At 62.8% G+C, this 15,293-nt stretch carries 13 protein-coding genes; 3 read left to right on the top strand and 10 right to left on the bottom strand.

From position 1 onward, the window contains the following. Positions 1 to 76: 76 nt before the first annotated feature. The 4 genes from BLV18_RS09370 to BLV18_RS09355 form a co-directional block, all read right to left on the bottom strand. Entirely contained in the window at positions 77 to 1,378 is a 1,302-nt protein-coding gene (locus BLV18_RS09370; protein WP_090357968.1) for an NTP/NDP exchange transporter, read from the bottom strand. A 12-nt stretch (positions 1,379 to 1,390) separates the two neighbouring features. Next, complete coding sequence (locus BLV18_RS09365) at positions 1,391 to 2,311, bottom strand: aldo/keto reductase (protein WP_090357966.1); 921 nt, start codon at positions 2,309 to 2,311, stop codon at positions 1,391 to 1,393. Positions 2,312 to 2,641: 330 nt separating this feature from the next. After that, positions 2,642 to 3,577 carry a hypothetical protein gene (locus BLV18_RS09360; protein ID WP_090362164.1) on the bottom strand — a complete coding sequence of 312 codons (936 nt, stop codon included), beginning with the start codon at positions 3,575 to 3,577 and terminating at the stop codon, positions 2,642 to 2,644. 235 nt (positions 3,578 to 3,812) lie between these two features. After that, positions 3,813 to 4,142 (bottom strand): hypothetical protein, encoded by a 330-nt coding sequence (locus tag BLV18_RS09355; protein ID WP_049860166.1) that lies wholly within the window; start codon positions 4,140 to 4,142, stop codon positions 3,813 to 3,815. A 112-nt stretch (positions 4,143 to 4,254) separates the two neighbouring features. Here BLV18_RS09355 and BLV18_RS09350 point away from each other — a divergent pair, with 112 nt between their 5' ends. Continuing rightward, positions 4,255 to 4,695: a DUF4174 domain-containing protein gene (locus BLV18_RS09350; protein WP_090357964.1), complete on the top strand. Its 441-nt coding sequence runs from the start codon at positions 4,255 to 4,257 to the stop codon at positions 4,693 to 4,695. 8 nt (positions 4,696 to 4,703) lie between these two features. On the opposite strand, the gene hemB is transcribed toward BLV18_RS09350, so the two are convergent. Beyond that, positions 4,704 to 5,678 (bottom strand): porphobilinogen synthase, encoded by a 975-nt coding sequence (gene hemB, locus BLV18_RS09345; RefSeq protein ID WP_090357962.1) that lies wholly within the window; start codon positions 5,676 to 5,678, stop codon positions 4,704 to 4,706. Between the two features lie 250 nt (positions 5,679 to 5,928). On the opposite strand from hemB, the gene tkt reads away from it, so the two are divergent. Both tkt and BLV18_RS09335 read left to right on the top strand, forming a co-directional pair. Beyond that, the gene (gene tkt / locus BLV18_RS09340) at positions 5,929 to 7,998 is read left to right on the top strand and encodes a transketolase (protein ID WP_090357960.1); all 2,070 of its coding nucleotides are present in this window, start codon (positions 5,929 to 5,931) and stop codon (positions 7,996 to 7,998) included. Between the two features lie 303 nt (positions 7,999 to 8,301). Then, complete coding sequence (locus BLV18_RS09335; RefSeq protein ID WP_090362161.1) at positions 8,302 to 9,093, top strand: TSUP family transporter; 792 nt, start codon at positions 8,302 to 8,304, stop codon at positions 9,091 to 9,093. Here BLV18_RS09335 and nudC read toward each other — a convergent pair. The 5 genes from nudC to gnd are packed head-to-tail and all read right to left on the bottom strand — an operon-like array spanning position 9,061 to position 15,102. Then, a complete protein-coding gene (gene nudC / locus BLV18_RS09330) occupies positions 9,061 to 9,891 on the bottom strand; it encodes an NAD(+) diphosphatase (RefSeq protein ID WP_090357958.1) in 831 nt (276 codons plus the stop codon). The genes BLV18_RS09335 and nudC overlap by 33 nt on opposite strands. Before the next feature lie 33 nt (positions 9,892 to 9,924). Beyond that, the gene (locus BLV18_RS09325; RefSeq protein ID WP_090357956.1) at positions 9,925 to 11,739 is read right to left on the bottom strand and encodes a glycoside hydrolase family 15 protein; all 1,815 of its coding nucleotides are present in this window, start codon (positions 11,737 to 11,739) and stop codon (positions 9,925 to 9,927) included. 56 nt (positions 11,740 to 11,795) lie between these two features. Further along, positions 11,796 to 12,623 (bottom strand): Cof-type HAD-IIB family hydrolase, encoded by an 828-nt coding sequence (locus tag BLV18_RS09320; RefSeq protein ID WP_090357954.1) that lies wholly within the window; start codon positions 12,621 to 12,623, stop codon positions 11,796 to 11,798. Beyond that, the gene (gene zwf, locus BLV18_RS09315) at positions 12,620 to 14,128 is read right to left on the bottom strand and encodes a glucose-6-phosphate dehydrogenase (RefSeq protein ID WP_049860159.1); all 1,509 of its coding nucleotides are present in this window, start codon (positions 14,126 to 14,128) and stop codon (positions 12,620 to 12,622) included. Before zwf ends, BLV18_RS09320 begins: the two co-directional genes overlap by 4 nt. Continuing rightward, a complete protein-coding gene (gene gnd, locus BLV18_RS09310) occupies positions 14,125 to 15,102 on the bottom strand; it encodes a phosphogluconate dehydrogenase (NAD(+)-dependent, decarboxylating) (protein WP_090357952.1) in 978 nt (325 codons plus the stop codon). Before gnd ends, zwf begins: the two co-directional genes overlap by 4 nt. Between the last annotated feature and the right edge of the window lie 191 nt (positions 15,103 to 15,293).

Below are 15,293 nucleotides of genomic sequence, written 5' to 3'. Positions count from 1 at the left end.
CGAATGTATGGCTGTAATCAGAGGGTGTCGGCCGAACTCAGCTTTACTGTAGCCAACCGGACGCGATCGAGGCGGTTTATTTGTGTGGCCCGACAGGCTGGGCGCTGGCGGCGTCGGCTTTACCGCCCAGGTACCAGCCCACCACGCCCCACAGCGCGGCGCAGGCGGCGCCCACCAGCGCGATCAGCACCACGCCCTGACCGAGCAGGTCGAGCAGGCTCTTGACCCAGCCGCTGAAGGCGTCGCCACCGCGGTAAACCACGGTGTCGATGAAGTTCTTCGCCTTGTACTTGGTTTCTGCGTCCAGCGGCGCAAACAGCATCTCGCGCCCGGGTCGCACGAACGCGTATTCACCGATGCGCCGGGCAATCATCAGCCCCGCCAGCATGGCGAAGCTCGGCGCCAGCGCCAGGCCGATGAAACCCAGGCACACCAGCGCCGGCACCAAGGCCAGCAAGGTCCTGACCCCCAGTCGCTGCGCCAGCCGGCCGGTGATGAACAGCTGCGCGGTGAGTGCGCCGGCCTGAACGACGAAATCGATGATGCCGAATACCCGGACCTGCTCCTCGCGGCTGGGGAACAACTCGGCCACCAGGCGCGCCTGCTCGAAATACAGAAAAGTGCTGACCGTGGCCAACAGCACCACGAAGGCGCAGACGCCTAGCAGATAGCGCGATTGCAGCACACGGGTCAGCCCGCTGAACGGATTGCCAGCCACCGGGCGGCGTGGGTTTTCGGCCTGGGCGGCGCCGGGCCGTCCTGCCCCGTGCACGGCGCGCCAGCTCATCAACAGGTGCTTGAGGGCGACGGCGATGGCAAGCAACACTGCGGCCAGTACCGACAGCCCACTGGGCCCCATGACACCCACCAGCAAGGCACTCAGGGCCGGGCCGACGAGACCGCCGACGCTCGCGCCCGCGGCAATGAACGCGAACAGGCGCTTGGCCTGTGCGCCATCGAAGACGTCGGCCATCAGGCTCCAGGCCACCGAGATGACGAACAGGTTATAGACCGAGATCCACACATAGAACACCCGCGCCAGCCAGATGCCCTGTTCGGCAGCGCAGAACGCAACGGCGAAGAGCAACAGATTGCCGCAGAAAAAGCCGTAGACCCAATCGATATAGTGAAGCCTGGCCACCTTGGAGTTGAGCCAGCCAAACAGCGGCACGGCGACCAACATGGCGATGAAGGTGGCCGTGAACAGCCATTGCAGGTTTTCCACACCGCCCTGAATGCCCATCGACTCGCGGATCGGTCGCAGCATGAAATAGCCGCAGAACAGGCAGAAGAACAACGCGAACCCGGCCAACGCGGCCTGCCCCTCGCCAGGACGGGCATTGATCACCTGCGTGAAGCGCGCAGCGACGGGGGTCATGGAAGACGCACCTCAGGCAAACTCGGCGGCAATGCGCTTGAGTTGCTCGGCATTGGGCAAACGACCCTGGCCGGCGAGCAGGTTGTCAAGCACATAACGCGGCTGCGACGTGGCGGGAATGACGGCGGTCACCGCCGGATTGGCCAGGACGAACTTGAGCATCAACTGCGCCCAGGAACTGGCATCCAGCTCGGCGCTGGCCCATTCAGGTACGGCACGACCCTTGACCTTGGCGAACAGGCGGCCGGCTTCGAACGTCCGATTGATCAGGGTGGCGATACCCTTGTCGGCGCAATACGGCAGCAGCTTGCGCTCGGCATTGCGCGCGCCGATCGAGTAGTTGATCTGCACGAAGTCGACGGGCTCCTGCTTCAGCACGGCCAACAGCTCATCGTGGGCCGACTCCACGTAGTGCGTAACGCCAATGTAGCGGATGCGGCCCTGAGCCTTGAGTTCGCGCAGCAGCGCTAATTGCGTGTGGGTGTCCTGCAGGTTGTGAACCTGAATCAGATCGATCGTGTCGGTGCGCAGCGCCTTGAAGCTGGCCTCGATCTGGCGCATACCGGCCTCGCGGCCAGTGGACGAGACCTTGGTCGCCAGAAACACCTTGTCGCGTGCGGCGGCTTGAGCCACCAGCTCGCCGCTGACTCCTTCCGCCCGACCGTAGCTGGGCGCCGTATCGATGACCTTGGCGCCACCCGCGACGAACGCCGCCAGCACCTCGCGCAGAGGGACCATGTCCGCCGACTCCGGCTCCACATTGAACGTCTGGGACGTACCCAGTCCGATTACCGGGAGTGACTCACCGGTCGCCGGGATCTTGCGCTGCAGCAGCGGCTGCGCTGCAAACGCCAGGCGCGACATCAGTGGGCCACAACCGGCCAGGGCGCCGAGCGCGGCGGTGTATTGAACGAACTGGCGGCGAGTCGGCATGGTGCTGCTCCTTGAGCTCTATCACGCGAAATGTGGGGAGACTTCCTACAAAGGGGTGGAACTGAGTATGGCGAAGTACCGATCACAAGGGGCGCCGATGTCTGCTGATGAAACATGAAGATAAAAATTAGCCACTCACCGCATTTCGCCTGGCACAAACACAAAGCCCCCAGGCAATGAAATTGCGCCAGGGGCGTCGTGCGAAAAATCGACCCGTTCAAGCAGCCGATACGGCGGGACTCAATGCATGAACAGCGCGATCAGAATAATGATCGGGATAGGCACACCGAGGAAGAACAAGAGAATCGAGCGCATGGTAATACTCCTTGATCAGCGAATCGAAGTGGGTGTGTGAGTGCGGGTGCGGTCGCGTTCATGCCAGACCACGGCATCGCGGCTGCGGCCACCGAAGGTTGCTGCGAAACTGGCGAAAAACGCACCGCAGAGCAAGGCAACGAAAGTCCACAGTGCAGTGGCGGCAGCGACTTTCTTGGCGGTGTCGGCGGCCTGGCGGGCAGCCAGTTCAGCGACTTGCACCGATTTCAGCGCCTGACCATAGACCTGATCGACACGCTGTTCGGCTTGGGCTTGAGTCAGGTTGGTGCGCTGGCTGACCAGCTGCGCCAGGTAAGCACGGTCTTCGACAACGAGTTGTCCATCGTTGCTCACGGTACGGGCGAAGATGCGGGTCATCACGGCGTGTGCCGCGTCATCGCTGACCGCGACGGGACGGTTGTCGCGAAACAGCATGTCGACGAAATAACCATAGGGGTCACTCGCGCTATCACTGTTGGAGCTCGCAGCTGCGACGGATGCCCCACCGGCGACGCTGGCAGTGGCCTGCATACCGCTGCCGATCGCACCGCCCACCGAACCCAACACCAGCATGGCGGTGACCAGCGAAGCAACGGCCCAGGCCAAGAAGCCATGGGCGGTGTCGCGGAAGTACACTTCATCGCCATGCATATTTGCCCACTTGACCCGCAACCGGCCGGCCAGATAGCCGCCCATGCCCGATGCGGCGATTTGCGTGAAGGTCAGCCACAGGACGGTCGAGACACCGAGGGTCGTGGCACTCACGCCTTTGTCAGCCCACGGCGATACAGCCGAGAACCCCAGGCCGAAGCCCAGTACGACGAGAATCATGGAAAGTGCGGAGGCAGCAGCGGCGCCGGCGAAGATCGCGGCCCAGGAGACTCCCGAGTGATTGGAGCTGTCCGCGGAGGCGGATAGCGCGGCAGAAGGAAGGTGTTCGGCAGGGCTCATCATTACTGTCGTGCTCCTAGCAGGTTGAACCTGTGTGATCGCTCACGTACGGTTTGCCAGGGATACCGGTGCACACACCATGCCAGCCGACTATTAATAGATACGTATGTAAATCAACTGGTTATAAGACAAAGCTAGAAGTAAGTTCAGGCAGAATGCCCGAATCGAGGCGGATCGACCGGGCTTTTTGCATTATTTAGAAACGTAAAATAGATTGACTGTTAGACTGCAAAGCTCACGGCGCAGTGGTGTTCTTCTGCTCCGCCGGATAGAACTCCCCTTCCATGTTCTGTTTTTCCAGAGACGCACGGAGCAAGGCTTCGGCTGCACCCACCTCGGCATCATCGTCAACGTTGGCGACCACCAGCCATAGACGCTGCAGATTCTGTTCGTGAGTCCCTTCACTGAGCATGTCGTGGCTGACGGTAGGTTGCCCGCGCCAGAAGCATTTGCTATCGACCTCGCTTTCCACGTCATAGGTGCACTTCGGCCCTGCCAGCCAGATTTCGCTGACGGTGCGCAGATTGGCTCGTTCGATGTCTTGTTGCTGAATTCGGAGTGTCATTGTGAAGACCCATTGCGAAGGAGCGGTAGGGCTTTGAACCCCGGGCGCATCGCCAAGTTCTACCGGGAGTGACACTATTGTGTACAGGCTTGAACCCATCGGGAGATCGAACATGAAAGCGACGATTGCAGCGCTTGCACTGGGCGTTGGACTGGGCTTTGCACTGGCTTCGGCCGAAGCCAGCGACGCCAATCCGCTGGTAGCCGAACGTTGGCAGAGCCGCCCTTTGATCGTGATCGTCCCCAACGCCCAGGACGCGACCCTGTTGGAGCTGCGGGAAGCCTTGGGCAGGCCAGACGCCCGTGAAGGGTTCGTCGAACGGGAGATGGTGCTGTACGAGATCGTCGCGGGTGCCGCCAGCCGCAATGGCCAGCCGCTGAGCGGTTCAGCCAGTGCAGCACTGCTACAGGCGGTCGGGCATCGAGGCGATGCCGGGGCACGGGTGATATTGGTGGGCAAGGACGGTGGCATCAAGGTCGACCGGCCAGGGCCGGTCGATCCCGAGTCGCTGTTCACTACCATCGATCGCATGCCGATGCGCCAAGGGCAGTGAACCGAGCCTCAGATGCCTTCGCGGGCGATGTCCATGGCGAAGTAGGTGAAGATCAGGTCCGCGCCCGCGCGCTTGATGGCGCCCAGGCTCTCGCGCACGATACGCTGCTCGTCCACTGCCCCGGCCTGGCCGGCGAACTTGATCATGGCGTATTCGCCGCTGACCTGGTAGGCCGCCAAGGGGAGTCGCGAGGCTTCGCGGATGTCGCGAATGATGTCCAGGTAGGCCCCGGCCGGCTTGACCATCAGCGCATCGGCGCCTTCCTGCTCATCAAGCAACGACTCACGCACCGCTTCGCGGCGATTCATCGGGTTCATCTGGTAGGTCTTGCGGTCACCCTTCAGCGCAGTACCACCGGCTTCGCGGAACGGCCCGTAGAACGACGACGCGAACTTGGTCGAGTAGGCCATGATCGACGTATCGAAGAAGCCGGCTTCGTCCAGCGCACTGCGAATCGCCTGCACCTGACCGTCCATGGCCGCCGATGGCGAGATGAAGTCGGCACCTGCCCGTGCGGCGACCACGGCCTGCTTGCCGAGATTGATCAAGGTGGCATCGTTGTCGACCTGATCACCGTGCAGGACACCGCAGTGCCCATGGGAGGTGTACTCGCAGAAACAGGTGTCGGCCATCACCACCATTTCCGGAACGGTGTCCTTGCAGATGCGCGCGATACGCGACACCAGGCCGTTTTCGTTCCAGGTGTCACTGCCGTCGGCGTCCAGATGGTGGGACACGCCAAAGGTCATCACCGACTTGATACCGGCACGCGCGTAGCGCTCGATCTCGCCGGCAAGCTTGGATTCGGGAATGCGCATGACTCCCGGCATGCTGCTGATAGGGACGAAGTCATCGATTTCTTCTTCGACGAAAATCGGCAGCACCAGGTCGCCTAGGTTGAATTCGGCTTCCTGGAACAGATCGCGAAAAGAAGCGTTGCGGCGCAGGCGACGGGGCCTGGCGGAAGGAAACTGGCTGGGCATCATGGATTCCACTGGTAAGGGCATACGGCATCGAACGACCAAGCTTAGGCCGGGACGCAGGCATGGGGCAAACCGGATTTCGATAAAGCTGCGTTGCATGCCCCGTAACAATTTGCGTGAAACGGCTGGCTCGAGGACGCCGAGACGGCACCGGGTGCTTGCAACGCAACTTACCCGGCCGCCAGAGGGTCAACCCTGACGACATCTTCACCGCGATTTCCTCGCGAACTCAATGTGGGATCGAATCGACATGCCTAATCAAGCTCCAACTTCAGCCTCCTCCGCCGCCAACGATCAACTGTGCATCAACACCCTGCGCACCCTGGCGATGGACGCGGTACAGAAAGCCAATTCCGGTCACCCCGGCACCCCCATGGCATTGGCCCCTGTGGGCTATACCCTGTGGAGCCGCTTCCTGCGCTACCACCCCGAGCATCCCGACTGGCCCAACCGCGACCGCTTCGTGCTCTCCGCCGGCCATGCCTCCATGCTGCTGTATGGCCTGCTGCATCTGGCCGGTGTCGAGGAAATCGACGCAGACGGCACCAAAACCGGCCAACCGGCCATCAGCCTCGACGATATCCAGCAATTCCGCCAGATGGACTCGAAAACCCCAGGTCACCCGGAATACCGTTACACCACCGGCGTGGAGACCACAACGGGTCCGCTCGGGCAAGGGTGCGCCAACAGCGTGGGCATGGCCATGGCTCAGCGCTGGCTCGGCTCGCGCTTCAATCGGGACGATCTGAAGCTCTTCGATTACAACGTCTACGTGATCTGCGGCGACGGCGACATGATGGAAGGCGTCAGCAGCGAAGCCGCGTCGATGGCCGGCCACCTGAAGCTGTCGAACCTGTGCTGGATCTACGACAACAACACGATCAGCATCGAAGGCCATACCGAGCTGGCCTTCAGCGAAGATGTGATGACCCGTTTCAAGGGCTACGGCTGGAACATGCTGCACGTGACCGATGCCAACGATACAGAGGCGCTGGCCAAGGCATTCGAGCAGTTCAGCCAGACGCACGATGCACCGACCCTGATCATGGTCGACAGCGTCATTGGCTACGGCGCGCCGAACAAACAGAACACGGCGGCCGCCCACGGTGAAGCCTTGGACGACGATGAGATCAAGCTGGCCAAGAAAGCCTACGGTTGGGATGAGAACAGCAGTTTCTCGGTGCCTGAGCAGGCTGCTCACCACCTGCGCGACACGCTGCTGAACAATCATGGCGAACGCTATGAGCAATGGGAGCAGCAGCTGCAGACCCTGAGCGAGCGGGAACCGGAGCTGGCCGAGCAACTGCGACGCATGCGGGCCGGCGAAATGCCAGAAGGCTGGGAAGCGGAATTGGAAGCCTTCGACACCGACGCCAAAGGCCTCGCGACACGCGCTGCCGGGGGGAAAGTGCTGAACGCGTTTGCCAAGAAGATCCCCTGGTTGCTGGGTGGATCGGCCGACCTGTCGCCTTCGACCAAGACCAACCTGACCTTTGACGGAGCCGGCAGTTTCTCGGCCACGGAGCCCGGTGGTCGCAATCTGCACTTCGGCATCCGTGAGCACGCCATGGGCGCCATCGCCAACGGCCTGGCGCTTTGCTACATCCGACCCTACACCTCGACCTTCCTGGTATTCAGCGATTACATGAAACCGCCGATTCGCCTGGCGGCGATCATGGAGTTGCCGGTGGTGTTCGTGTTTACCCACGACTCGATCGGCGTGGGCGAGGATGGTCCGACCCACCAGCCTATCGAGCATCTGACCCAACTGCGGGCCACGCCGGGACTGTTGACGTTGCGTCCGGGTGATGCCAACGAAACGACCCAGGCCTGGAAGATTGCCTTGGCACAGACCGACCGGCCTTCGTGCATCGTGCTGTCACGCCAGCCCATGGCGACGTTGGATCGTGAGCGCTTCGCCAGTGCCGAAGGCGTTGCTCGGGGCGGCTATGTCCTGGCCGACAGCGACAACCCGCAGGTGATCCTGATTGCCACCGGCAGCGAGGTGGGCTTGGCGGTTGAAGCTTATGAACAGTTGCAGGCACAGGGCATTGCGGCGCGAGTCGTGAGCCTGCCGTCCTGGGAGTTGTTCGAGGAGCAGGACGCGGGTTATCGCGAGCAGGTGCTGCCAGCGGCAGTCACAGCACGCGTGGCCATCGAACAGGCTGGGCCGCTGGGCTGGGATCGGTATGTCGGCGCGACAGGCGGGAAAGTGGTCATGAACAGCTTCGGCGCCTCTGCACCGATCGACAAGTTGCAGGCCAAGTTCGGGTTTACCGTAGACAACGTGGTGAAGTTGGCCAAAGAGCAGATTGGTTGATTGCGCGGATGTCATAGGGGTATGCGGTGAGGCCGGACGCGGCTTGTGCCGCCGTTACAGGGGTGCGCGGTGTGTCTGGATGAACGCGGTGTGGCCGGACGCGGCTTGCGCCGCTGCTACAGGAGTGCGCGGTGTCTGTAGCAGCGGCGCGAGCCGCGTCGGCGGTGGATGCGGTGTGTCTGGATGAACATGGCGACGTCGCAGGCGTTACACACGAATACGGTTTGCGATGGCGCAGGCGATGGCTAAAATGGCGGCTTTCGCATGCGCCTTTCGCATGCACCCTGCCGTGAAGCCGATGACATGCCCTTCGACCTTCTTTCCAGCCTCAGCGTTACGCCGAGCGTTCTGCTCATTCTCGTGTTGGTGGCGTTCATCGCCGGTTTCATCGACGCCATCGCCGGCGGCGGTGGCCTGCTCACCACCCCTGCCCTGCTCACCGCCGGCCTGCCGCCTCATCTGGTGCTGGGCACCAACAAACTGAGCTCGACCTTCGGCTCGGCCACGGCCGGCTATACGTTCTATCGCCGCAAGTTGTTTCATCCCGGTCAATGGAAGAACGCCCTGCTGGGCACCTTGCTGGGTGCCTTCCTGGGCGCGGGGGCCGCGCACTACATGCCCGCCGAATGGCTGAACAAGATGCTGCCGGTGATCGTCTTCGCCTGCGGCCTGTACCTGCTGTTCGGGGGTACACCCAAAGCCCCACTGGACAGCGACGCGCCGATCAAGCGCAAATGGCAACTGCCCCAAGGCCTGACCCTGGGCTTCTATGATGGTGTGGCAGGCCCCGGGACCGGAGCTTTCTGGACCGTCAGCACGCTGCTGCTCTACCCGCTGGATCTGGTTCGCGCCAGCGGCGTGGCGCGCAGCATGAACTTCGTCAGCAACATCGCGGCACTCACGGTGTTCATCGCCAGTGGCCAGGTCGACTGGCTGATCGGTTTGAGCATGGGCCTGGCGGTCATGGTGGGCGCCTTCTTCGGCGCGCGCACCGCGATTGGCGGCGGGGCCAAATTCATTCGCCCGGTGTTCATCACCATCGTCCTGGCGCTGACCGTACGCCTAGCTTGGCAGCACTGGTTCGGGCAGGCCTGAGCGGCGCGCCACATAGAGGTCGATGAGGTGCCGGGCAATCGATCGCCCGGCCGGCAGGGCCGGCAACGCGTCGATGTGAAACCACTGCGCGTCCTCGATCTCGTCCAACTGCGGAACGATCTCGCCGGCCGCATATTCGGCGTGAAAGCCCAGCATCATCGAATGGGGAAACGGCCAGCACTGGCTGCCGATGTACTGAATGTTGCGAACCGTGACTTGCACTTCCTCCATCACCTCGCGGCGCAGGCAGTCCTCGGCAGATTCGCCCGGCTCGGCAAAGCCTGCCAGTGTGCTATAGACACCAGGGACGAATCGCGGCGAACGCGCCAGCAGCACCTCGTCGCCACGGGTGACCAGCACGATCATGCTCGGCGAGATCCGTGGGTAGCTGCGCAGCTCGCAACGTGCACAATGCATCGCCCGCTCGCCCTGGACCTGCTGCATGGGCCCGCCGCAACTGCCACAGAACCGATGCTCACGCGCCCAGGTGCCGATCTGCGCGGCGTAGCCGAGCATGCGATAAACCTGAAAATCACCTTCGAGCATGAACTGACGCAAGCCTTGCCAATGGCAGTCATCCGGCGTGTCCGGGCTGCGCAGTTCGAGCAGGTAGACCGGCTGGCCATCGAAATGGCCGATCCCATGTTCGGCCAGTATTTCCAGGGGTTGCTGCTTCAGCCATTGGCGCTCGAACAGCACGCCTTGGGCAGCGCAGAGAAACCCCTGGCTGCTGCGGGCGACCGCCAGGCCGCCAGGTAGCGCGGTATCGAGTACCGCCGTGGTCCAGCGTTCACTCATCGAATCCAATCCTCGTTTGCCACTGTCGCCCGATCATTCCACACACACGCCGGCTGTCGCCGCTGCGCGAGCCTGGGCCGGGTTCTGCGCGCGGTACAGGTTGAGCGCGGTGTTAATGATGCCCAGCTGGCTGAACGCCTGCGGAAAATTGCCCAGCATGCGCCCCGCCTTGGGGTCGTACTGCTCGGCCAACAGGCCGACGTCATTGCACAGGCCGGCCAGACGCTCGAACAGACGTTGGGCGTCGGTCATACGGCCTTGCAGCACATAGACATCGGCGAGCCAGAAAGAGCACACCAGAAAAGTCCCCTCGCCAGGGTCCAGCCCATCGACGCCATGGGCGGTGTCGTAACGCAGCAGCAGACCGTCGCGCATCAACGTGCTCTCGATGCGCGCCACGGTCGCCACGACACGTGGGTCGTCCGGCGGCAGGAACCCGGTCAAGGCGATCTGCAGCAGGCTGGCGTCGGTATGGGTCGAGCCATAGGCCTGGACGAAATGGCCGTGTTCGGTATCGATGCCCCGACTGCACACCTGAGCATGGATCCGGTCGGCGACGGCGCGGTAGTGCTGGGCTTGCGCGCGGCCCTCTTCGGTCGGCTCGGCAAGGGTCGCTGCGCGGTCGAACGCCACCCAGGCCATGACCTTGGAATGGGTGAAGTGCTGGGGTTCGCCGCGGATCTCCCAGATGCCTTCGTCGGGCTGATCCCAGATGCTTTCCAGGTACGGCAGGATGACCCGAAAGATCGCGGCACCGCGGGGATGACGGGGCAGCCCGGCGCGAATGGCCTGGCTCATGGCGTCGGCGACTTCGCCGTACACATCCAGCTGGCGCTGGGTCGCCGCGCCGTTGCCGATGCGAACCGGCGCCGAACCCTCATAGCCGGTCAGCCACGGCAAGGTCTGCTCGGGCAATCGGCGCTCACCGGCCAGGCCGTACATGATCTGCATCTGCTCGGGGTTGCCGGCGACCGAGCGCATCAGCCACTTGCGCCACGCGGCCGCCTCTTCGTAGTAGCCCAGGTTCATGAATGCCAGCAGGGTCATGGTCGCATCGCGCAGCCAGCAGTAGCGGTAGTCCCAGTTGCGCTCCCCGCCCAGTTGTTCGGGCAGCGACGTGGTCACGGCAGCAACGATGCCGCCGGTGGGGGCATAGGTCATGGCCTTGAGGGTCAGCAGCGAGCGTTTCACCAAGGGCGTCCAGCCGCCGACGTCCGGGCAACGCTGGGCGAACTCGCGCCAATAGCGTTCCGTTTCAACCAGAGACAGTTCAGCCTCCACCGCCGGTTGCACGGGCAGATGCGAGGGTTGAAAACTCAAGCGATAGCACAATTGCTCGCCGGCTTCGACCTTGAAGCGGCTACCGGTGCGGTGGTCCACGGCGTGCAGATCGGAGGCGCTGCGCAACACCAGCATGTCGGGGCCGGCCACTGCCGTGAGCGTCCGGGGCTGAGCCTGTTCGACCCACGGCACACTGCTGCCATAGTCGAAACGCATGACCAGCTCCATGTCGAACTCGACCTGTCCGCTCAGACCGACCACCGTGCGCACCACGCAGTCCTGCTCGCCGACCGGCATCCAGTCGACGAGCATGGCGCTGCCCTGCTCGGTATGAAACACCGTCTCCAGAATCATCGTGCTGTCACGGTAGCGTCGCTCGGTGCCGGTCAACGGCTGACTGGGACAGATACGCCAGCGGCCGTTGTCGCTGCTGCCCAGCAAGGCGGAGAAACAGGCGGGGGAATCGAATCGGGGAAAGCACAGCCAGTCAAGCGACCCGCAGTGGTCGACCAAGGCAGCGGTACGGCAATTGCCCAACAGGGCGTAGTCTTCGATCAGCGCCGGCATGGGACCCTCATGACCAATGGCGCGGACCAGGAACGGTGCCGCGCCTGGAATCTATATCAACGTTGCGCGCGCGGCAGGATCAGTTGGTGAATGGCCTGCGCCACGCCATCCTCGGCATTGCTGGCAGTGACCGCATCGGCCTGCTCGCGCACGACCTCCTCGCCCTGGCCCATTGCCACGGAAAATCCAGCACGTTTGAACATGGCCACGTCGTTGCCGCCGTCGCCCAGCACGGCCGTGTTGGCCAGTTCGATGCCCAGACGCTCGGCCAATGTGGCCAAGGCTTCGCCCTTGTTGGCCAGCACCGCCGTAATGTCCAGGTAGTAGCGCTGCGAGCGCGCCGCGATGGCCTTGCCGTGCAACGGCGCCTGCAACTGCTGTTCAAGGTCGATCAACAGCTGGAAGTTGCCGGAGGTGGCGACCATCTTGTGCACGCGGTCCAGATACGGCGTGAAGTCTTCGACGATCAGCGGCTCGTAGCCCAGCGCGTGCAGCTCCTTGGGGAAATACTCGGCCTTGCGATCCCGCGCCAGCCACTGGTCGTCAGCGAACACCCAGACATCAAGGTCGTGTTCGGCGAACAAAGCCAGGCAGATGTCGACAGCCTCGCGGTCGACCCAGTGGGACTGCAGTTCGCTGCCATCGGCATTGATCAGCACGCCGCCGTTGAATGCAGCGGTCGGCAAGTCGATGCCCAAGGCCTCGATCTGCTGGCGCATGGCCCGCGGTGGACGGCTGCTGGCCAAGGTGAACTTCACCCCGGCCGCGCGCAATTGCGCCACGGCCTCGATCACTGCGTGGCTGAGGCTGTGATCGGGCATCAGCAGGGTGCCGTCCATGTCGCTGAGGACCAACTGGATGAGGTGATTCGACGGAGCACTCATCCCAGACGATGCCAGTGGTGGCCGTCGCGGGCCAGCAGCTCGTCGGCCGCCTCCGGACCGTCCTCGCCCGCTGCGTAGGTGGCAATGCTGCCACCCTCGCGCCAGGCATCGAGGAACGGCTGCACTGCGCGCCAACCGTTCTCGATATTGTCGGCCCGCTGGAACAGGGTCTGGTCGCCGATCAGGCAGTCGTAGATCAAGGTTTCATAGCCGGTGGACGGCTGCATCTGGAAGAAGTCCTTGTAGGCGAAGCCCAGCTTGACGTTCTCCAGTTCCATGGCCGGTCCCGGACGCTTGGCCTGCAGGTCGAACCACATGCCCTCGTCGGGCTGGATCTGGATCTTCAGGTAGTTGGACTTGAGCCGGTCCACTTCGGTGTCACGGAACTGCGCGTAGGGCGCTGGTTTGAAACAGATGGCGATCTCGGTATCGCGCACGCTCATGCGTTTGCCGGTGCGCAGGTAGAACGGCACACCCACCCAGCGCCAGTTGTCGACCATGACCTTAAGCGCCACGTAGGTTTCAGTGGTGCTCTGGGGATCGACCTTGGGTTCTTCGCGGTAACCGGGTTTGTCGCCCTGTCCCGCCGTGTACTGGCCGCGCACCGAGTTCTTCAGGGCATCAGCCTTGGACCAGGGCCGGATGGCACCGATGACCTTGGCCTTCTCGCCGCGAACCGCATCGGCGCCGAAGGCCGCTGGCGGTTCCATGGCGATCATGGCCAGTAGCTGGAACAGATGGTTGGGCACCATGTCACGCAGGGCACCGGTCTGGTCGTAGAAGTTGCCACGGGTCTCGACCCCGACCGTTTCGGCTGCGGTGATCTGCACGTGGTCGATGTAGTGGTTGTTCCAGAACGCTTCGAAGATACCGTTGGAAAAGCGACTGACCAGAATGTTCTGGACGGTTTCCTTACCCAGGTAATGATCGATGCGGTAGATCTGCTTCTCGCTCATGACGCTCAACAGACACGCGTTGAGCGCTTCGGCGGAAGCCAGGTCGTGACCGAAGGGTTTTTCGATCACCACCCGGCGAAAGGCGTCGGGCTGCTCCTTGAGCAACCCGCTGCTGCCCAGTCGCTGCGCCACTTCACTGAAAAAGCGCGGCGAGGTGGCCAGGTAGAACATGGCATTGCCGGTGCCATTGACTTCGATACGCTCGGCAATGGCCTGATAGGTGGCCTCGTCGAGGAAGTCGCCGGAAATGTAGCTGATGCGCTTGCGCAGCTTGGCCCAGAGCGCCGGATCGAGCACCTTGTCCGGCTCGTCGACGCCCTTGGCCCGCGCCTGTTCGATGATGAAAGCTTCGAGCTTCGCGGCGAAATCCGCGTCGCTCACCTCGTTATGGTCGACCCCGACGATGTGCAGGCCGTTGTCCAGCAGTCCATCCCGGCTCAAATTGTACAAGGCCGGCATCAGCAAGCGTTTGACAAGGTCGCCATGGGCGCCGAACAGAAACAGGGTTGACGGTGGAGCGGCATCTACTTTCGAGGTCGCTCTACTCATTTGGGAACCTCGACATGGCCGCCGAAGCCGAAACGCATCGCCGAGAGGATCTTGTCACCGTAGGTGGCGTCCTGACGCGAGCGGAAACGGGCGAACAAGGCGCTGGAGAGCACCGGTACCGGTACCGCCTGCTCGACCGCAGCGTCGATGGTCCAGCGACCTTCGCCACTGTCGGATACCACGCCGGAGTACTGGGTCAGCTGCTGGTCGCTGGCCAGAGCATCGGCAGTCAGGTCCAGCAGCCAGGACGAAACCACGCTGCCACGACGCCAGACTTCGGCAATGTCGGCCAGGTTCAGGTCGAAGCGCTGGTCTTCGGGCAGCTCGCTGCTGGATTTGGTCTTGAGGATGTCGAAGCCTTCGGCGAAGGCCTGCATCATGCCGTACTCGATGCCGTTGTGGATCATCTTGACGAAGTGACCCGAACCGGCGGGGCCTGCATGGATGTAACCACGCTCGGCACGGTCATCCGGGCTGTTGCGGTCGCGGGTGCGGGGAATGTCGCCCATGCCGGGTGCCAGGCAGTCGAACAACGGGTCGAGGCGTTCGAAGATTTCCGACTCGCCACCGATCATCATGCAGTAGCCGCGGTCCAGGCCCCAGACGCCGCCGGAGGTGCCGACGTCGACGTAGTGCAACTGGCGCGCCTTGAGGTCGCGTGCACGGCGGATGTCGTCCTTGTAGAAGGTGTTGCCCCCGTCGATGATCACGTCATTTGGCTCCAGCAGGTCAGCGAGCTGGGCGATGGTGGCCTCGGTCGGAGCCCCGGCGGGCAGCATGACCCAGACCGCGCGCGGCGTGTCCATCTTGCTCACCAGATCGGCGAGATCGGCGGCACCGGTAGCGCCCTCACCGGCCAGGCCATGCACCGAATCCTGATTGCGATCGAAGACCACCGTTTGATGACCAGCGCGCATCAGCCTTCTGGCGATGTTTCCGCCCATGCGGCCCAGCCCAATGATTCCCAGTTGCATGCGAGAGCTCCACTCTATGTTGCTTGAAAAAGATATTTCTTGAACGGTGATGTCCTGGAAGCGGGTCAGGGTATTACCCGAACGAGCCTCCAAGTTAGTCCCGGACGATACCGGGAAGTTTCCGAGTATACCTTTGGTCGGTTGCGGGGCTGGCCAAAAAACTTGAATTTTTGTCGATTTCATCAAGACGC

This window comes from Pseudomonas coleopterorum (assembly GCF_900105555.1).
In the GTDB taxonomy this organism is placed as follows: domain Bacteria; phylum Pseudomonadota; class Gammaproteobacteria; order Pseudomonadales; family Pseudomonadaceae; genus Aquipseudomonas; species Aquipseudomonas coleopterorum.
The sequence above is the reverse complement of the archived record's forward strand: the minus strand, read 5'-3'. Positions and strand labels throughout refer to the sequence as shown.